This window comes from Streptomyces finlayi (assembly GCF_014216315.1).
Taxonomy (GTDB): Bacteria; Actinomycetota; Actinomycetes; order Streptomycetales; family Streptomycetaceae; genus Streptomyces; species Streptomyces finlayi_A.
The window spans coordinates 3,509,456-3,527,188 of sequence record NZ_CP045702.1; the positions used below are offsets into that span (position 1 = coordinate 3,509,456).

The window sequence follows — 17,733 nt, forward strand, 5'->3', positions numbered from 1 at the left end:
GGGTGGTTCTGTAGCCCCGTCAGACGTCGAGGGAGGCCTCACCGAGGTGCCACGGAGAGCGAATCTGTGCACCCTGAGCATCCTGTCCGTCGACTCCGTGACTCAGGGCGGCCCGGCCGCGACCGACTGCGTAGCCGTGTGCGTGGTCCGCTGCATCGACGGCACGGCCCGGACCGGCATGGTGTTCCACCGCGTCGCACCGGGGATGCGGACGCGGACTGACGTCACGCCGCTCACCCTCGCCGCCATCGAGTGGTACGGAAAACAGGTCGACCAGCTCGACACCGTGCACTCCGCGAAGGTCACCCTCGCGGGAGCGGGGGCGGGGGCGAACGCCCTGGCCGCATGGGATGTCCTTGCCTCGGCCCCGGACACCGCATCGCTCACGCACGAGTCCGGGAACGACGAAGCGCCTCGACCGGCCGAAGCCGAGGCACTAAGTAGCAGGTAAGAGCGGGTTAACCCTCCCTGCATCGCGTAGGCCGTGTGGGACTCGAACCCACGACCAACGGATTAAAAGTCCTGGCAGGGGCGTGGTGGGTGGTCCCGGACAGTGCTTCGGTGTCCGGGACCACCTGGTCAGGGCAGGTACGGGGTGATGCGCGGTCTGCTCCATGACGGCCAGTGCCATTCCGTCCGCTCACGCATCGCTCACGCAGGAGGGGCCAGATCAGAGCCTCGCGCGTCTCCTATGTCGCCTGTGGGTGAGTGGCGGTGCCAGCAACATGGAATCCAGCTGGTGAAGGCAGTCGGGGCAACCACACCCTGTTGATGATCTCGCTGTGCGGTTGACAGGGCGCCGACGCTCGGACGCGTGCTCAGCTGTCTCCGGGGACGCTTCTGTCCTTGGGGTGCGTCCAGAAGTCGGGGCAGCTGGTCTTCATGCCGGTGGGCAGCCACCGGGCGAGGGACTCGCGGGTCGGCTTGAGTTGGCCAGCGCGGTAGGACTGGTTAGAGATTCCAGGATGGTTCCAGACCTTGATCAGCAGGCGCTCGCCCGTCGCGATCGGGGACTTTCCTTCCCACGGCGCAGCGATGTCGACATCCAACCGCTTGGGCCCCTTCAAAGGCTTGATCCAGTCCTTGACGGCCAAGGTCACCGTGATGTGCGGGAGCCAGTCGTCGGGTTTGGGCTCGGGAGGGCGCGTGTCGCGGATCGCGAGAACGTCTCCTTCGACAATGGTCTCGGCGCAGGCGATCGACTCGGCGACGCTCAGAGACTGTGACCCTTCTCCAGAACCGTTGGGACGGTCGGTGGAGAGGGTCGCCACCAAAACGGTTGCCACCACGGCAACGGTGACCAGCCCGCCGACCAGGGCGCGCCTGCGCCGCTTACGAGTTCCCCCGCGATTGATCGGGGCGAGGCCGTGACATGACGAGGGCCGCGCGGGTTCTTCGAGTGTGATCAAGAAGTGGGCCCGCGCGGCCTTGTCTCATCCTGCCTTCTGCGGCGTGAGCCGCCAACACTTCGGCGAGTTGCTCGACGAGCTCGAACCCAGGTGGGAGTCACGGTGCGAGGGCGAACGCCATGACCGGCGCGGGCGGGACCGCCGTCGGCAGGCCGGGGCGGGACCGAAGTACGAACTCGCCTTCCGCGACCGGCTGGTGATCACTCTGGCCTACCTGCGCACCGGCCTGCCCCAAGATGCCCTCGCCGTGGTCTACGACGTCGGCTCCTCGACCATCGGCAGGGCGATCCAGGAGATCAGGCCCCTGCTCGCGGCCCGCGGCTTCGCCGTCCCCGACCGGCCCGGCCTGCGCTTGCGCACACTGGAGGATGTGTTCGCCTACGCGCAGGCCGAGAACATCGAGCTGCGGCTCGATGGTGCGGAGACCCAGGTCCGCCGCCCGCAGGCCGGCCGCCCCGGGCGCCGGGCGTTCATCTCGGGCAAGCGCAGGCAGAACACCATCAAGACCACCACGTTCAGCGACGGCCAGGGCCGCCTGCTCTACTCCGGGGCGGAACGGCCCGGCCGGATGCACGACCAGACCGCCGTGCGCACCGAGGGCATCGCCGAGCAGTTCAGGACCCGTCCCGGCGTGAAGGCGAAGGTCGACTCCGGCTACCAGGGCCTGGCCAAGGAGTTCCCCGACCAGGTCACCGCGCCGCCGAAGAAACCGAAGGAGGACGCCTGCGACGGCGACAAATACGCCTGGCGCGAGGCGAGGCGACGACAGTCCTCAGCCCGGATCTGCGTCGAGCACACCAACGCCGAACTGCGCCAATGGGCCCCACTACGACGGTTCACCGGACGACGCGAAACCTTCCCCGAGACCCAGCAGGCCATCGCAGCCCTGATCTCCGACCGCGCCGCCAAGCGGCCCACCCACCGCGAACACAGCACCGCGCTCGTCCTCTCCCGCGACACCGCCTGCTGATCACCCACCAGCCGAACCGCCAGGCCAGCACGCCACGAACTCAATCGCGGGTGAGGTCGTTAGCAACGTGCGGTTGTTGGGGGGTGTCAGGCTGCCCCGCTTCCTCGCCGATCATCTGGAAGGCGCGTCGTAGTCGTGCTTCGTCGGTGTCGGTCGGCTGCGTCATCTCAGATCACATCCTGGGCGCTCAGGTAGGCACGCATGGCGCCCACGGCGGTGTGCAGCCGGCTCTTGACCGTGCCCTCAGGGATATCGAGCAGGCCGGCGATGTCGCGGACGGTCAGGTCGGCGTAGAAGCGCAGGGTCAGTACCTGACGTTGGCCGGCCGGCAGCGTCTCCAAGGCATCGGCCACCGCCAGAGCCAGCATTCGGTCTTCCTGCGGATGTTTCGGCGGCCAGCGCGACCAGCGGTTTGCCAGCCGCTGGCGGAGCGCCGTGTCCCGCTTTTGGGTGCGATGCCAGTCGGCCGCCACCCGTGCGGCGACCACCATCAGCCATGCTTCCTCGTTGCGGACCTGCCCAAGGGGTGTCGCCTCAAGGAGTTTGACCCGCACCTGCTGAACGCCGTCGTCGAGTTGGTCCCAGGGCACACCGCCCAGGGCGAGGACCGCCCGGATTCGGGAAATGATCGCCGGATCCGTCAACGAGGTGCGCGTATTGCGAGCCTGTGGTCTCACGGTGCGCCGTGCAGCCATCTCCAGCCTCTCGTCGTTTCCTATACGACGCAGCAGTGGTGCGAAACGTTCGGCCAAAGCGTCGAATCTGTCGGTAGCGCCGCCTCCACTTGCTCTTCACGGCGGTGAGGTCAGCCTCCCGGGTGACAACCGGGCTTACGCGATGGGCCTCATCGACCGGCTCAAGGTCGAATCGCTCTACGACAGCGTGCAGGTCGTGGAGGAGGACTTCCTCCAATCGGAGCCGTTGGACATGCCGTGCGACGCCATCTGGACGAGCTGCTCGTGGCATTACAGTGCCAACCACCACCGTCCGCTCGCCGATTTCATCACCCGCATGCAGGCTTCCGTACGCCAGGACGGCCTGTTCGGCGCGGAGTTCATGATGCCTGTCACCCAGCGCCAGCATCTGATCGAGCACTACACATCCCCCGAGAAGCTCCGGCGTCACTTCATCGGCGACTGGGACGTTCTGCTGACTCTGCGCACGAACGAGTTCGCCGAGCGGGCCCACATCGGCCAGCTCCAGGACCACACCCACCGGATGGGCCTGCTCCTCGCGGCCCGAACCCCCTCCTTTCGCTAAAGGAAGAGCCCCATGAAGCACGAGTACGAGGCCAAGTTCCTCGCCATCGACGTCGCCGGCCTCCAGGCCAAACTCACCGCTCTCGGTGCCGCCCAGGCGTTCCCTCGCACCCTTCTCACCCGCAAGATCTTCGAGAACGACGCCCTCGAAGGAGGCGCCTGGGTGCGGCTGCGTGACGAGGGCACCCGATCGACGCTGACCCTCAAGCAGGTCACCGACGCCACCACGATCGACGGCACCACCGAGATCGAGACCGAGGTCACGGACCTGCACGCCATGGCCGAGATCCTCCGCAGCCTCGGCATGCGTGAAGTCCGGTACCAGGAGAACTACCGCGAGGAGTGGCGCCTCGGCGAGGTCGCCTTCGACTTCGACACCTGGCCGGACCTCCCCACCTTCGTCGAGATCGAAGGGCCGGACGAGGCATCCGTCCGTCAAGCGGCTGCCCTGCTCGGACTGGACTACTCCGAGGCTCGGTTCGGAAGCGTGGATGAGATCTACAAGAGCGAATCCGGCCGCGACATCCTGGCCGAGCCCACCCTCCTCTTCGCGGACGCCGACAAGGGCGGGGCAGCTGCCGTGGCCGCCCAAGGCCGCTGACTGTGAGGGCCGAGCTGTGCTTATGGAACTGGCCGTGCCCCACCGGGTGATTCCTGGGATCGCCGAGTTCGCCCGTGGCGGCCTGCCCGCGCCGGCAGGCACCGACGACGCCAACCACTGGGTCGATGGACTGTGCTGGCTCTACTGCGGCCAGAAGTGGACGCGTGTCCTGTGGATCGGTCCCGTGAGCGTGGCCGGTGCCCAAGCAGCGATGTACGCCTGCGGCCCATGCATCCGGGAACTTCAGGAACAGGTCTGGCAATCCATCCTCCTCAACGATGAGCCGGTGCGTTCGACGCGTTCCGGGGCTCCCGCTGAGGCTGAGCCTGATAGCCGACGCCGGGTGGGGAAGCATCGAGCACGAGGCGGATTCCTCCGCCGCGGATAAGCCCGCTTGGTGCGGGCTGTCACAGCGACTCTCCACGGCCATAGCGCCGCGCGCTGACCATCCAGCCGCAGGGGGCGGGCACCTTAGGTTGCCCGCCACCGGCGGCTGAGGACTTCTATCGGCGGCGATGCCGACGGTGCTGATCGGCGGGCAAGGGCGTTGACGTGTCCAATTGGGGCCCGGTTCTGCTGGGTGGGGGCTCCTGCGGTCGAGGTGGTGCGCAGGCGGGCGGCTTCAGCTCGCCTGCGTAGCCCCTGCTGTCGGACCGTCCGCTCACGCATCACTCACGCAAGAGCCCGACAACGACGAAGCGCCCCGACCGGTCGAAGCCGGTCGAGGCGCTAAGTTGCAGGTCAGAGGGGGTTAGCCCTCCCCGCATCGCGTAGGCCGTGTGGGACTCGAACCCACAACCAACGGATTAAAAGTCCGCTGCTCTGACCAATTGAGCTAACGGCCCTCGCGGATCACCCCCGAGCATAGCCCGCCCGGGCCCGGCAGCCGATCCGGTATCCCGTGCCGGGCCAGTCGTGCCCGGTCGGCGGGTGTCCGCCGGCCGGGCCGACACGGGTGCGGGACCGGTTCGTGCGTTTGTGAAGCGGCTGTTGGGGTCAGCTGATGCGGGCGTACTTCAGCCAGCGCGTCGACGCCAGCTTCCGGGGGGCCTTGAACCCGCCATTGTGGTCCGCGTTGTAGAGGTACACGGCCCCCGCCGGCGTGCGGGCCAGGATGTCCTGGCGTCCGTCGTGGTCCATGTCGCCGCTCGCCACAATGGCGTTGAACTGGTTCCAGCCGCTCAGAGCGACCAGGTCCGAACGGCCGTCGCCGGTGAGGTCGCCGCGACCGGTCAGGGCGGTGTACTGGTTCCAGCCGCCGCTGATCCGGGTACGTGAGGCGAGTTTGCCGTCACTCGTACCGCGGAAGAGCCACAGCACACCCGCCGAGTCCCGGCCCACGACGTCGTTGCGCCCGTCGTTCGACGCGTCCCTGACGGCGACCAGGGGGTTGTAGGCGTTCCAGCCCGTGCCCAGGCTCACCCGGCGCCCGAAGTCCGCGGGCTCCATCTCGGTGCTCGGTACGCGGTAGAGGGTGCCGCCCGACGTACGGGCCAGCAGGTCACCGAAACCGTCGCCGTTCATGTCGCCGGCCTGGAGGAAGGACGAGTAGCCGTAACCGTCGAACGAACCGGTGCTGTCCACATGGCACCCGGAGAGCTTGCGGTCGCTGTCCGTCCCGCAGATGTCGACGAGGCCGTTCTTCTCCGCGGCCAGCACGCTGCCGGTGGAGCCGTAGTAGCTGTCGGTGTCCCTGGTCCACTCGTCGACGAGCTGCCGGTAGGAGGCGATACGCGTGTGGAGCCGCACCCCGCCCGCCGCGCACCCGGTCGCCCGTGTCGCCGATACGCCGATGAGCTTGCCGCCCGCCACCAGCGCACCGCCCGCGTCACCGAAGCAGCGGTCCTCGTCGGCCACCGGCGGCGCCCCGGGTGCGGGCACCGTGCACAGCGTCTCCCGCGGCAGGGCCCGGCCGGTGAGCGCGGAGCAGTGTGCCCACGACTTCACGACGACCTTTTCGCTGTGGCGTACGCGCGGCGCGGAGTCGGCGTCGAGGCCGGACCAGGAGTGGAAGAGCGCGCTCGTCCCGGACGCCCACAGCGCCCGGTCGGAAGCCGACGCCAGAGCGGGCTTGCCGCTGCTGTCGGGGGCCCGGCGCGTGGTGACGGTGAGGGCGGCGCGGCGGCTCGTCGCGTCGTACCGGGGATGGCTGCGGTACGCCGTGGAGTTGCTGCCCCAGCTCAGTCCGCCCGTGCTCAGGTCGTACTCCCAGGAGAAGTCCGACTCGTCCATCCCCGTGACGCAGTCCGGGGTGGCGAGTGTCCTCGTCCTGGACAGCACGATGCCGGTGCAGGCCCGGTGGGCGCCGCTCGCCGTGTCCTCGAAGTACAGCGGGACCACTCAGGACGGCACGGTGGGCGTCGCCGCCTCGGCCTTCGCCGCCTCGGCCTTCGGCGCACCGGAGGAGAGCAGCCCGCAGGACAGCACCGCGCCCGAGACCGCGAGCACCAGGAGCCGCTTCGTCAGACGTGCCCGCCTCGTCAGAAGATTCCCTTGTAGACGTGCCAGCCGGTGGCGATCTGCGTACGGCTGCCGAACGCGCCCTTGCCGTTGCCGTTGTTGCGGAAGAGGCGGCCGCTCGTGTCCCGCTCGACCAGGTCGGGCCTGCCGTCGCCGGTGATGTCACCGACACCGACGACCACGTTGTACGAACGCCCCCAGTCCGAGGCGACCAGCGCCCGGCCGGCGAACCGGCCGGTGCCCAGGCCGTTGTAGCGCCACAGTCCGCCGTTGCGGTCGTGGGCGAGCAGGTCGGCCTTGCCGTCACCCGTGATGTCGCCGACGCCCGTCATCCGCGCGTACTTTCCGAGGGCACTGCCGATCTTCAGCCGCGCGGCGAACTTCCCGCCCGCTGCCCCCGCGTGGAAGTAGACGTCTCCGGTGGACTTCTTACGGGTGACCAGGTCGGGCCTGCCGTCACCGTTGAGGTCTCCGGTCGACGTCATCACGTCGTACTGCTGCCAGCCCGTACCCAGCGAGGCGTGGCTGCTGGACGGGGTGTACGCCCGCCCGCAGCGCCCCGAGTAGCGGCGGAGTTCCCCGCTCGGCATGCGGACCAGCAGTTCGGCGCAGCGGTCGCTGCCCGTGTCGGCGAACGGGATGGCGACACTTCCGGCCAGCCAGCCCGCGCCGGAGGACTTCCCGGAGAAGACGCCGCCCTGCTGCCCGAAGTGCTGGGTCAGCGTGCCGTTGGAGTTGAGGGTGACCAGGTCTCCGTAGCTGGCGTACCCCTGGTCGTGGAAGCCCTGGCGGCCACCCGAGACACCGATCGTGCCCTTGGTGACGTACGTGCCGGAGCCCTCGCTCGCGGTGGCGGTGAGGCTCCAGGTGTGCGTGCCGCTGTACACGTGGGCGCCCGTGTCGGTCCGCCCGTCCCAGACGACCGCGGCCTCGGTGCTGCCGCCGCCCTTCATCGTCCGAACGGTCCGCCCGGCACCGTCCTTGACGGTGAACGTCCAGTTCGCGGGCTTGCTGAGCTGCCAGGCGCTCGACCAGACCTGCCCGCCGGTGGTGTCCTTGACGTCCAGATACATATCGTCCTGGTCCGCCGAGATCTTCTCCAGCGGCCGGGTGGGCACCCCGCTCGGCACGACGTGGGCCGCGTGGGCGGCGTCCAGATACGCGAGGTCGCCGCCGAACTTGTCGACGGCCCAGGTGAGCCTCCGCTGGTCGGCGGTGTTCCCGGCGGGCAGGTCCGCGACCGCGCGCGGTGCCGCCGCCGCTCCTGTGTGGAAGTCGGTGAGCATCAGCTTCCCGGCAGTCCGGTCGTGCCGGACCAGATAGCCGTCACCGACCAGGGCGTGACCGGACGGGACGGCGATCGACTTCTTCGCCGTACGGTCCCAGACCCCGGCGGCTCCGGACGGGCCGCAGTTCCAGTAGACCCAGCGGCCGACCGCCCGCACCTCCCTGATGACGCAGGGAGCACCCGTGGCGACTGTCTCGACGACCTTCTTCTGCACGATGTCGAGCACGGTCAGCGCACCGGGCGTGGAGCTCGCCGACCACAGCCGGGTGCCCCAGATGGCGGCCGCACGCACGGAACGGGCGATGCGGACGTCGCTGCTGCGGTAGTTGAGCCGGCCGTCGACGTACTGCGTGGCGGGCGAGCCACCGTTCAGGACGTGGTACGAGCCGGTCAGGTCGACCAGCTCCAGGTTGCTCGACCTGAACTCGTCGGTCTGCAGCGAGTCCTTGCTCAGCCAGATCTGGAGGGATTCCGTGCCGTCCCCGCTGACGGCCAGAACGCCGTAGCGGCCGTTGCCGGCGCCGGCCATCCGGACGCACGAACCGGCGTCGCACGGCACGGACTTGAGGTGGGCGCCCTCGGCGTAGTGACCGGCGTAGCTCATGTACGAGGGCCCGGCCACCGCCGACGCGTCCGCGGCGACCTGCCTCTGGGTGATGTAGTGCTCGCCGTTCGGCGCCTGCTCCACCGTGTGGAGCAGGCCGCCGGCGAAGTCGATGCCCCGCCCTGTCGTCGGTACGGGATCGGCGACGGCCGCCCCGGCCGCCACCGGAGCCACCGGAGCCGCCGGAACAGCCGGAGCCGCCTGGGCCGCATGGGCCGCATGGGCACCGGGCAGCACGCCCACGGTGGCGGCGAGAACGGCCAAAGACGTCAGAGCGGTACGGCCACGCGCATAGCGAGCCAAAGTGAGTCCCTCCCCGGGAGTGAGACGCCGCAGGACGAGACCGGCGCGGTGCGCCGCGGACTCGGGAACGAGTGAACCGGCCCCCCCGGGCCGCACCCCCTGCGCGTACGCCGGATAGTACCGCCGGGCCGGCTCGGCGCGGAAGTGCTTTCGAACCCGTTCAAGCGGGAGGCCGGGGCGGACCCAGGTCCGGGCAGTTCCGGGGGCAGTTCCGGGGTTCCGAGACGGGAGTGCGGAAAAAACGAAAGCGGGCCCGTTCGTGAAGAACGGGCCCGCTTCAGCAGGTCACAGCACTACGCCGGGAAGGCGATCAGCCGTTGCGCTTCCAGCGCGGCTTGTCGTCGCGGCGGCCGAACGAGCCGGTGCTCGTGCCGGTGCCGGTGCCACCGCGGTGGGTGGCCGGACGCTCGCTGGAGCCACCGGCGCGGAAGCCACCGCCCGCGGGACGCTCGTCACGACGGTCACGGTTGAACGGTCGGTCGCTGCCACCGGAGCGGAAGCCGCCGGACGGACGCTCGTCACGACGGTCACGGTTGAACGCCGGGCGGTCGTTGTCCCGACGCTCGAAAGGACGGCCGCCACGGTCGTCGCGGCGGTCGCCGCCACCGGTACCGCCCGTGCCACCGGCACCGCCGGAGCGGAAGCCGCCCGAGGGACGCTCGTCACGACGGTCACGGTTGAACGCCGGGCGGTCGTTGTCCCGGTTGAAGGACGGACGGCCACCACGGTCGCCACCACCGGTACCACCGGCACCACCGGAGCGGAAGCCGCCCGAGGGACGCTCGTCACGACGGTCACGGTTGAACGCCGGGCGGTCGTTGTCCCGGTTGAAGGACGGACGGCCACCACGGTCGCCACCACGGTCGTCACGACGCTCGAAGGAACGGCCGCCACGGTCGCCGCCACGGTCGCCACCGCGGTCGTTGCCACCGCGGTACCCACCACGGTCGCCGCCACGGTTGTCACGGCGCTCGAAGTTGCCGCGGTCGTCGCGACGCTCCTCGCGCACGGCCGGCTGCTGCTCCGGGACCGCTGCTGCTGCGGCCGCGATCGCGGCCTCCGCCTCGGCGGCGGCCGCGGCCACTGCCTCCTCGGGGTCGTCTCCCCGCTCGCGTGCGGCGCGGGCGACCAGACGGTCGGCCTCCTCGCGCAGCTCGCCGGCGCGGCGCTGGATGCGCTCCAGCTGCTTCGTCAGGTCGGCGACCTCGCGCTCGGCCTGCTTGGCGGCGTTGTTCGCGGAGTCGGCCTGGACCTCGGTCAGCGAACGGGCACCGGTGATCTCGGCGACCTCGGGCTCGAAGACGCCCGCGCCCTGCACGAGGTGACGCGAGGCGTCGACGCCCGCGTCCTCCATGAGGCGGAAGATCTGGCGGCGCTGGTGCGGAAGCGCCAGCGACACGACGACACCGGACTTGCCGGCGCGGGCGGTACGGCCCGAGCGGTGCAGGTAGTCCTTGTGGTCACCGGCCGGGTCCACGTTCAGGACCAGGTCGATGCCGTCGACGTGGATACCGCGGGCGGCGACGTCGGTCGCGACGAGCGCGTTGACGTAACCCTTCTTGAAGTCCTCGAGCACGCGGGTACGGGCACCCTGCGTCATGCCGCCGTGCAGCGCGTCGGCCTTCAAGCCGGACTCGATGAGCTGCTCGGCGATGCGGTCGGCGCCGAGCTGGGTGCGGACGAAGATGATCGTGCGGCCCTTACGGGCGGCGATCGCGGCCGTGACCGGCGCCTTGTCCTTCGGCTTCACGACGAGGACGTGGTGCGTCATGGTCGAGACGTTGCCCTGGGCGCTGTCCACCTCGTGGGTGACCGGGTTGCTCAGGTAGCGCTTGACGAGCGTGCCGATCTCGTTCTCCATGGTGGCGGAGAAGAGCATGCGCTGGCCGCCGCCGGGGATCTGGTCGAGCAGCTCGGTGACCTCGGGCAGGAAGCCCAGGTCCGACATCTGGTCGGCCTCGTCGAGCACCGCCACCTGGACGTTCGCCAGGGAGCAGGCACCGCGGTTGATGATGTCGCGCAGACGGCCCGGGGTGGCGACGAGGACGTCGACACCGCGCTCCAGCGCGTAGATCTGGTTGCTCATCGACGTACCGCCGCAGACGACCTTCATCTTCAGGCCGAGTACGTCGCCGTACGGCTGAAGCGCGTCCGCGACCTGCATCGCGAGCTCACGCGTCGGCGTGAGGATGATCGCGCGGGGCTTCTTCTTCTCGGTGTGACCGCCGGCCAGCGTGGCCAGGGTCGGAAGACCGAAGGAGAGGGTCTTGCCGGAGCCGGTACGGCCACGGCCGAGGATGTCCTTGCCGGCCAGGGCGTCCGGGATGGTCGCGGCCTGGATCGGGAAGGGCGCGGTGACACCGTTCTGGGCGAGCTTGCGGACGATGCCCTCGGGCAGGCCCAGCGACGTGAAGGTGACGGTCGGCTCGGCGCTCTCGGCGTCTTCGGCCTCGGCGCTGTCGTCGGCGGCGACCTCAGCGGTCTCCACGACGGCGGCGGTCTCCGAGACCTCAGCGGTCTCCAGGACATCGGCGACGGTGGTCTTGGCGACCCGCTTCTTGACAGGCGCGGCCTCGACGGGAGCGTCGACGACCGGCTTCTCGGCGACCGGAGCCTCGACGGCGGCGGTCTCGACGACCTCCACGACCTCGACCTCGACGACCTTCACGACCTCGGGGTCGGCAGCGACGGCGGTTGCGGTGTCGGCCTGGGCCACGACGGCCTCGGCGAGCTCCGCGAGCTCTGTGTCCTCGATGGACTCGATGGACTCGACGCTCTCGATGGTGTCGAGGGTGATCAGCTCGTCGGTGTTGTCGACGTTCTCGGGCATGACGGTGTGGTCAGAACTGGAAATTGACATGCGAAATGCGAAACCTTCCGGAGTCTCGGCACGCGCCCGTAACTCCGTGATTCGCAATTTCGACCGCCTCAATGCGGTCCAGCCACGGCAAGGGAGAGTACGCGCCACACGGCGCTCTTCTGTGTCGGCGCCGGGCAATGGGATCAAACGATCTATAACCATACGCACCCTTACCCACATAGCGCAAACGGCCTGGTCAAAGCCTCCTTCCGCCGCCTTTCCGGACCTTCGTTCACGCCGGCCCGACCTGGGGCGACGCCTCCGGCGTTCGGCGCGTCGCAGGGCCGTCCGGAGCCCTCATCGAGTGATTCCTGAGCTGCGCGGCCGGCGAGGCGGAGGGCGGCTGCGAGGGCGCCGGCGGAGGGGTCGGCTCCGGGTCGGGGGTGGGGTCCAAAGGGGGCGGACTGGAAGGTCCGGGATCGGGGACCGGAGGGGGCGGCGGCTCACCCGGTCCGGGCGCCGAGGGCTGGGGGGACGGCGGCTTGCCCGCACCGGTCGGCAGCGGAGCGCCGGGCTTCGGAGTGGGATGCGTCGCGTCCGGCGCGGCCGACGGTGTCGGGCCCGAGCCGGACGGATCCGGCTTCGCGCCGGTCCCGCGGTCGGACTGCGCCTCGGCACGGCTGCCGCCGTGGCCCGACCGGCCCGATCCGGGGACCGTGCCGCCATTGGGTTCGGCCGACGCGCCCTTCGGGCCGGCCGACCGGGAGGGACCCGGTTTCGCACCGTCGTCGCCGACGCTCATACAGCCGGTGGACGCGGCGATCGTCAACGCGGTGACGGCTGCCCATCGGACAGGGGCGGACAACTGGCGCACGGGTGGCACCTCCGGGGCGTGAAGGGAGCGGGAAGGCGGGGCTCCGTGCCCAACTCCCCCGACCCCGCCGGGGACACGCCCCCGAAGCTAGCTACCGCCCCGACCCGCCCGCGAGCTCCGCCCCCAGGAACACCGCTCCGAGCGCCACCAGCACCGACGCCACGACATTGGCCGCCGCGAGGAAGACCCGGCCGCCCTCGGCCAGCCGCAGCGACTCGTACGAGAACGTGGAGTACGTCGTCAGGGCGCCGCACAGCCCCGTACCGACCAGGGCGTACACGGGTTCGGACAGCGTCGCCCCGGTCAGTACGCCGAGCAGCAGGCTGCCCGCCGCGTTGACGGTGAAGGTGCCCCACGGGAACACGTACGGAAGTCCACTGCCGTGACGCGCCTGCACGGCGCGGTCCGTGAGATAGCGCAGCGGCGCCCCGACAGCCCCGCCCAGCGCCACCAGAAGCCAGTTCACGCTCCCCGCTCACCTCCGCGTACACCCAGCAGCGCCCGGGTCGCCACGACCGCCGCCCACACCGCACCGAGCGACCCCACGAGCGTCGCCGCCGCGTACGTCATTGCGGTCAGCGCCTCCTGGCGGTCCAGCAGCTTCGCCACATCGGCCGCGTACGTCGAGAACGTCGTGAACCCGCCGAGCACCCCGACCCCGAGGAACGGCCGCACCAGCGGATGGGCCTTCCCGTCCCGCTCGGCCACCAGCACCATCAGCACGCCGATCAGCGCGCAGCCCGTCACGTTGACGCCGAGGACCGCCCAGGGGAACGCCCCGTCGGCGGCCGGCCGGATCACCATGACCGCGTACCGCGCGAGCGCGCCCAGCGCCCCGCCCGCCGCGATGGCCCCGAGCACCTTCCACTTCGCGTGGCCCGCCGTCTCCGCCCGTTGCGCGGGATCGGAGAGGTCGACGTCCGGGTCGACGACCGGGACATCACCGCCGCCGGCACCCGGCTCGGGACGGAGCTCGCTCACCCGTAGCCCAGGGCGTGCAGCCGCTCGTCGTCGATGCCGAAGTGGTGGGCGATCTCGTGCACCACGGTGATCTCGGTCTCCGCGACGACGCTTTCGTGGGTCTCGCACATCCGCAGCGTCGGCCCCCGGTAGATGGTGATCCGGTCCGGCAGCACCCCCGCGTACCACTCACCGCGATCGGTGAGCGGCGTGCCCTCGTAGAGGCCGAGCAGGTCGGAGTCACCGGCCTCCGGTTCGTCCTCGACGAACACCGCGACGTTGTCCATCAGCCGCATCAACTCCGGCGGAATCCGGTCGAGCGCCTGGCTCACCAGCTCTTCGAACTCCTCGCGCGTCATCTCCAGCACCCCGCCATTGTCACGTACGACGGGCCCGTTCCGCCTGCCCCGTCCGTACCGGCTGCCTCTTGGCCCGCATGTCCGGAACCGAACCAGGGCATACGGGCCCAATGGCCCGCGCCCCGTTCCGCGCCGCAGTCGACCGTCTCCGGCACCGCACCCGCTCCTCCGCCACCCCCGGCACGCTCACCGGCACCCCGCACCCCGTCACCCGCGCGCTCGGCCTCGTCGCCGTCGTCGTCCTGGGGGCCTGGCTCGGGCTGCTGATCGTCGGCAGTGTCCGTACGCCGGTGGGGCCCATGGACACGGACATGACCCTGCGCCCGTCCCTCAGCGGCGGCACCAAGATCAACGTGTCCCCGCTCGGCGCCCTGGAGCTGGACTCCCACATCGCGCCGATCCGCCTCGACGTCGATGTCGACCGGCTCGACCCGGTGCGCTCCCAGGCCCTGGTCAAACACCCCGAACGGCTCTCCGGCCTCCAGGACGAGGTCGCGTCCGACGTCGCCTCCGGAACCCGCGACCTGGCCGTCCGCTCCTGCGTGGCCGTCGTCTCCGGCGCCACCGCGCTCGGCCTCGCCGTCTACCGCCGCCCACGCCGCGCCCTCATGGCCGGCGGTCTCGCCCTGGCCCTCCTGGCCGCCTCGGGCGTCTGCGCCTACGCCACCTGGAACCCCAAGTCGGTGCTGGAGCCGAAATTCTCCGGGCTGCTCTCCAGCGCCCCCTCACTGGTCGGCGACGCCCGCTCGATCGTCACCGAGTTCGACGTCTACCAGCGGGAACTGGCCCGCCTCGTCACCAACGTCACCAAGCTGTACGACGCCACGTCCACGCTCCCCGTCTACCGCCCGGACCCCGCCACCATCCGCGTTCTGCACGTCTCCGACATCCATCTCAACCCGGCGGCCTGGCACATCATCGGCTCACTCGTCGAGCAGTACGAGATCGACGTGATCATCGACTCCGGCGACACCATGGACCACGGCACCGCCGCCGAGAACGGCTTCCTGGACCCGATCCGCGATCTCGGCGCGCCCTACGTCTGGGTCCGCGGCAACCACGACTCGAAGGTCACCCAGGCGTATCTGAAGAAGCTGCGCAACGCGCACGTCCTGGACGAGGGCAGTGCACTGGACATCGGCGGGCTGCGGATCGCCGGCACCGGCGACCCCCAGTTCACCCCGGACCGCTCGATCCCCGCCCAGGGGAAGGCCGCCGAACGGATGACGGGCCTCCGGCTGGCCTCCGCCCTGCGCGACCAGGAGCGGGCCGGTACTCCGGTGGACATCGCGGTCACCCATGACCCGAATGCCGCACGCGAGACCGACGGCACCGTCCCGCTCGTCCTGGCGGGCCATGTCCACCATCGGGTGAACCAGGTGCTGAAGTTCGGTACGCGGCTGAAGGTCGAGGGCTCCACGGGCGGCGGAGGTCTGCGCGCCGTGCAGAACAAGCACCCCGAGAAGGTGCACGCCTCGGTGCTCTACCTGGACCGCTCGACCCGCCGCCTCCAGGCCTGGGACGAGATCACGCTGGGCGGACTCGGCCTGACGACGGCCGAGGTCAGCCGCCATCTGCCGGAGGGGGACCCGCCCGAAGCTACGCCCTCGCCCAATGGGTTTGGCTGACACCGAAACGCCGTAGTACAGTCTCCGACGTGCCCCAGGGCGCCGGTCAGGGCTTGACCGTTCCGATGCCGATCGGTTGAGGAAGAAGCGGAACCTCTTGAGGGGAAGCGGAGTCACATGCTTCTCACGTCCCCTGGGACGACAGACGCAGAAGCAGCAACATCAGCTGTTTTGCCCTCATCGTCTAGTGGCCCAGGACGCCGCCCTTTCAAGGCGGTAGCACGGGTTCGAATCCCGTTGGGGGCACGCAACACCCTGTGCGACACTTGTGTCGCACAACAGCTTGGTCCTGTGGAGCAGTTTGGAGTGCTCGCCACCCTGTCAAGGTGGAGGCCGCGGGTTCAAATCCCGTCAGGACCGCTGCAGCCCGTATGAGCTGCGTGGCTGGGTAGCTCAGTTGGTACGAGCGATCGCCTGAAAAGCGATAGGTCGCCGGTTCGATCCCGGCCCCAGCCACCACCCGAAGGCCCCGTCCACTGGACGGGGCCTTCGTCGTGTCAGGCCCCCTCCTGGGGCTCCTGCTCCTGCCGGCCCGCGCGGCGCCACGCCCGTACCGCGAGCACCAGCGCCACCGCTGCCACCACGGCTCCCAGCAGCACCGCGTCCGGCACGCTGTCGCCGAGGCGCTGGGCCCACTGCTCCACGGCGAACGAATCGTCCACGTCCAGCAGTCCGGGCAGCGCGGTCGTCCCGTCGAACACGAGGAAGAGCGTGCCGAGGCCGATGAAGAAGAGCCCGGAGAGCAGCGTGGTGCTGTGCAGCTCGAAGCGGCCCACGCGCAGGGTGCGGCCCCGGAGCCACGCCCGGCGCCCCAGCTCGTAGCGCTCCCAGAGCAGTGCCAGCACGAACAGCGGTACGGCCATGCCCAGCGCGTACACGGCGAGCAGCAGTCCGCCGTAGACCGGGCTGCCGCTGATGGCCGCCACGGTCAGGACGCTGCCCAGGATCGGGCCGGCGCAGAAGCCGGCCAGCCCGTAGACCGCGCCGAGGGCGTAGACCGAGAACGCCGTCGTGGGGCGGATACGTCCACTGAGCGCGGCGATCCGCCGGGAGGCGAAGCCCAGGCCGACGATCTGGGCGACACCGAGCGCGATGATCAGCCAGCCGGCGCCGAGGACCAGTGCGTCCCGGTGGCCGTAGAAGAGCCGTCCGGCGTACGAGCCCGCGGCGCCCAGAGGGACGAGCGTGGTGGCGAGTCCGGCGTAGAAGATCCCGGTGCGGGCCAGGAGCCGGGAGGCGGAGTCGATGGAGTAGGCGAAGAAGGCGGGCAGGAGCAGGGCGCTGCACGGGCTGACGAGCGCCAGCAGCCCGCCGAGGAAGGCCGCGAAGTAACCGATGTCAGCCGTCACTTCGCGGTGTCCTCGGCGTGCTCGGTGTCCTTCGCTTCCTCGGCTTCCTTCGCGTCCTTGGTGCCCTTGGTCTTCTCCGCCCGTGCCGCCGCCTCGATGGCCCGCGTGAAGGTCTCCATCGGCTGGGCACCGGCGATGGGGCGGCCGTTGACGAGGAAGGACGGGGTGGATGTGGCGCCGATGCCGTATCCCTGTTCCTGGTCGGCGCGGACCGCGTCCGCCGCGGCGGTGCCGTCGGTGTCCCGGACGAACCGGTCGAGGTCCTTCACTCCGGCCTGCCGGGCCAGCTCCTTCAGCCGGTCCTTGCCGAAGCCCTTCTCCTTGGCGTCCTCGGCGTAGGCGACGCGGTGGAACTCCCAGAAGCGGTTCTGCCGGCCTGCGGCCCAGGCGGCGCGGGCGGCGGCCTCGGACTCCTCGCCGAAGATCGGGAAGTTGCGCCATTCGATGCGCAGGGTGCCGTCCCGGACGTACTTCTTGATCAGGGCGGGCTCGGTGTCGCGGGCGAACTTCCCGCAGTAGCCGCACTTGAAGTCGGCGTACTCGATGAGGACGACGGGTGCGTCGGTACGGCCCTGGGCCAGCTTGTCGCCCGCGTCCCTCCTGGCCAGCCCGGCCAGTCCGGCGTAGACGTCGGCGGACGGGTCGTCGCTGACCTCGGCGACGGACGACGAGGCGGCGGAGCCGGAGCCCTCCGGTCCGGTGGCGACGTAGGAGGCGTAGCCGAGAAGCCCTGCGGCGAGGGCGACGACCGCGCCGTAGATCAGCGGCTTCTTCGAGGCGTGCTTGGACGAGGAGGTCCTGGACGAGGAGGTCCTGGACGAGGGCGTGGGCATGCGTCACTCCGTGCGGTGGTGTGCGAGAAGGGCGAG

17 protein-coding genes and 4 tRNA genes are annotated in these 17,733 nt (G+C 70.2%); 9 read left to right on the top strand and 12 right to left on the bottom strand.

Going from position 1 to position 17,733, the window contains the following annotated elements:
* Nucleotides 1-46: 46 nt before the first annotated feature.
* Complete coding sequence (locus tag F0344_RS16170; protein ID WP_185299468.1) at nucleotides 47-451, top strand: hypothetical protein; 405 nt, start codon at nucleotides 47-49, stop codon at nucleotides 449-451.
* Nucleotides 452-818: 367 nt separating this feature from the next.
* Here F0344_RS16170 and F0344_RS16175 read toward each other — a convergent pair whose 3' ends face one another.
* On the bottom strand, nucleotides 819-1,409 hold the full coding sequence (locus F0344_RS16175) for a hypothetical protein (RefSeq protein WP_185299469.1): 591 nt from the start codon (nucleotides 1,407-1,409) through the stop codon (nucleotides 819-821).
* 43 nt (nucleotides 1,410-1,452) lie between these two features.
* Here F0344_RS16175 and F0344_RS16180 point away from each other — a divergent pair, with 43 nt between their 5' ends.
* The gene (locus F0344_RS16180) at nucleotides 1,453-2,379 is read left to right on the top strand and encodes a transposase (protein ID WP_258049958.1); all 927 of its coding nucleotides are present in this window, start codon (nucleotides 1,453-1,455) and stop codon (nucleotides 2,377-2,379) included.
* A 40-nt stretch (nucleotides 2,380-2,419) separates the two neighbouring features.
* Here F0344_RS16180 and F0344_RS35780 read toward each other — a convergent pair whose 3' ends face one another.
* Together F0344_RS35780 and F0344_RS16185 are read right to left on the bottom strand one after the other, a co-directional pair.
* Entirely contained in the window at nucleotides 2,420-2,545 is a 126-nt protein-coding gene (locus tag F0344_RS35780) for a hypothetical protein (RefSeq protein WP_258049959.1), read from the bottom strand.
* Between the two features lies 1 nt (nucleotide 2,546).
* The gene (locus F0344_RS16185) at nucleotides 2,547-3,074 is read right to left on the bottom strand and encodes an RNA polymerase sigma factor (protein ID WP_185299470.1); all 528 of its coding nucleotides are present in this window, start codon (nucleotides 3,072-3,074) and stop codon (nucleotides 2,547-2,549) included.
* A gap of 142 nt (nucleotides 3,075-3,216) precedes the next feature.
* Between F0344_RS16185 and F0344_RS16190 the strand changes: the two genes are divergently transcribed.
* Nucleotides 3,217-3,639 carry an SAM-dependent methyltransferase gene (locus tag F0344_RS16190; protein WP_258049960.1) on the top strand — a complete coding sequence of 141 codons (423 nt, stop codon included), beginning with the start codon at nucleotides 3,217-3,219 and terminating at the stop codon, nucleotides 3,637-3,639.
* Between the two features lie 12 nt (nucleotides 3,640-3,651).
* Nucleotides 3,652-4,239 carry a class IV adenylate cyclase gene (locus F0344_RS16195; RefSeq protein WP_185299471.1) on the top strand — a complete coding sequence of 196 codons (588 nt, stop codon included), beginning with the start codon at nucleotides 3,652-3,654 and terminating at the stop codon, nucleotides 4,237-4,239.
* A gap of 771 nt (nucleotides 4,240-5,010) precedes the next feature.
* Here F0344_RS16195 and F0344_RS16200 read toward each other — a convergent pair.
* From F0344_RS16200 to F0344_RS16215, 4 genes are all read right to left on the bottom strand, one after another.
* Nucleotides 5,011-5,084, bottom strand: a tRNA-Lys gene (locus tag F0344_RS16200).
* Nucleotides 5,085-5,235: 151 nt separating this feature from the next.
* Entirely contained in the window at nucleotides 5,236-6,579 is a 1,344-nt protein-coding gene (locus F0344_RS16205) for an FG-GAP-like repeat-containing protein (RefSeq protein WP_185299472.1), read from the bottom strand.
* Nucleotides 6,580-6,719: 140 nt separating this feature from the next.
* A complete protein-coding gene (locus F0344_RS16210; protein ID WP_185299473.1) occupies nucleotides 6,720-8,894 on the bottom strand; it encodes an FG-GAP-like repeat-containing protein in 2,175 nt (724 codons plus the stop codon).
* Nucleotides 8,895-9,204: 310 nt separating this feature from the next.
* Nucleotides 9,205-11,754 carry a DEAD/DEAH box helicase gene (locus F0344_RS16215; protein WP_258049961.1) on the bottom strand — a complete coding sequence of 850 codons (2,550 nt, stop codon included), beginning with the start codon at nucleotides 11,752-11,754 and terminating at the stop codon, nucleotides 9,205-9,207.
* A 482-nt stretch (nucleotides 11,755-12,236) separates the two neighbouring features.
* Here F0344_RS16215 and F0344_RS36525 point away from each other — a divergent pair, with 482 nt between their 5' ends.
* Nucleotides 12,237-12,590, top strand: coding sequence for a hypothetical protein (locus tag F0344_RS36525; RefSeq protein WP_185299474.1), 354 nt, complete (start codon nucleotides 12,237-12,239; stop codon nucleotides 12,588-12,590).
* A gap of 69 nt (nucleotides 12,591-12,659) precedes the next feature.
* Here the strand turns inward: F0344_RS36525 and F0344_RS16225 are convergent, their stop codons facing one another.
* The 3 genes from F0344_RS16225 to F0344_RS16235 are packed head-to-tail and all read right to left on the bottom strand — an operon-like array spanning nucleotide 12,660 to nucleotide 13,896.
* A complete protein-coding gene (locus tag F0344_RS16225; protein WP_185299475.1) occupies nucleotides 12,660-13,034 on the bottom strand; it encodes a fluoride efflux transporter FluC in 375 nt (124 codons plus the stop codon).
* Entirely contained in the window at nucleotides 13,031-13,549 is a 519-nt protein-coding gene (gene crcB / locus F0344_RS16230; protein ID WP_185299476.1) for a fluoride efflux transporter CrcB, read from the bottom strand. Before crcB ends, F0344_RS16225 begins: the two co-directional genes overlap by 4 nt.
* Complete coding sequence (locus F0344_RS16235; protein ID WP_185299477.1) at nucleotides 13,546-13,896, bottom strand: metallopeptidase family protein; 351 nt, start codon at nucleotides 13,894-13,896, stop codon at nucleotides 13,546-13,548. The genes crcB and F0344_RS16235 overlap by 4 nt, the downstream gene beginning before the upstream one ends.
* 101 nt (nucleotides 13,897-13,997) lie before the next feature.
* Between F0344_RS16235 and F0344_RS16240 the strand changes: the two genes are divergently transcribed.
* The 4 genes from F0344_RS16240 to F0344_RS16255 all read left to right on the top strand — a co-directional run bounded on the left by F0344_RS16240 (nucleotide 13,998) and on the right by F0344_RS16255 (nucleotide 15,974).
* Nucleotides 13,998-15,515, top strand: coding sequence for a metallophosphoesterase family protein (locus F0344_RS16240; RefSeq protein ID WP_185299478.1), 1,518 nt, complete (start codon nucleotides 13,998-14,000; stop codon nucleotides 15,513-15,515).
* 173 nt (nucleotides 15,516-15,688) lie between these two features.
* Nucleotides 15,689-15,761 (top strand) — tRNA-Glu (locus tag F0344_RS16245).
* A gap of 39 nt (nucleotides 15,762-15,800) precedes the next feature.
* Nucleotides 15,801-15,875, top strand: a tRNA-Asp gene (locus F0344_RS16250).
* Between the two features lie 22 nt (nucleotides 15,876-15,897).
* Nucleotides 15,898-15,974, top strand: a tRNA-Phe gene (locus F0344_RS16255).
* A 38-nt stretch (nucleotides 15,975-16,012) separates the two neighbouring features.
* On the opposite strand, the gene F0344_RS16260 is transcribed toward F0344_RS16255, so the two are convergent.
* Nucleotides 16,013-16,864: a cytochrome c biogenesis CcdA family protein gene (locus tag F0344_RS16260; RefSeq protein WP_185299479.1), complete on the bottom strand. Its 852-nt coding sequence runs from the start codon at nucleotides 16,862-16,864 to the stop codon at nucleotides 16,013-16,015.
* Nucleotides 16,861-17,697 (bottom strand): DsbA family protein, encoded by an 837-nt coding sequence (locus F0344_RS16265; RefSeq protein WP_185299480.1) that lies wholly within the window; start codon nucleotides 17,695-17,697, stop codon nucleotides 16,861-16,863. Before F0344_RS16265 ends, F0344_RS16260 begins: the two co-directional genes overlap by 4 nt.
* Nucleotides 17,698-17,733 lie beyond the last annotated feature (36 nt).

Excerpts from the sequence above, each read along its gene's own strand:
- F0344_RS35780 (WP_258049959.1), bottom strand. The coding sequence starts at position 2,545 with ATGACGCAGCCGACCGACACCGACGAAGCACGACTACGACGCGCCTTC.
- F0344_RS16185 (WP_185299470.1), bottom strand. The coding sequence starts at position 3,074 with ATGGCTGCACGGCGCACCGTGAGACCACAGGCTCGCAATACGCGCACC.
- F0344_RS16190 (WP_258049960.1), top strand. The coding sequence starts at position 3,217 with ATGGGCCTCATCGACCGGCTCAAGGTCGAATCGCTCTACGACAGCGTG.
- F0344_RS16195 (WP_185299471.1), top strand. The coding sequence starts at position 3,652 with ATGAAGCACGAGTACGAGGCCAAGTTCCTCGCCATCGACGTCGCCGGC.
- F0344_RS16215 (WP_258049961.1), bottom strand. The coding sequence starts at position 11,754 with ATGTCAATTTCCAGTTCTGACCACACCGTCATGCCCGAGAACGTCGAC.
- F0344_RS16240 (WP_185299478.1), top strand. The coding sequence starts at position 13,998 with ATGGCCCGCGCCCCGTTCCGCGCCGCAGTCGACCGTCTCCGGCACCGC.
- F0344_RS16265 (WP_185299480.1), bottom strand. The coding sequence starts at position 17,697 with ATGCCCACGCCCTCGTCCAGGACCTCCTCGTCCAGGACCTCCTCGTCC.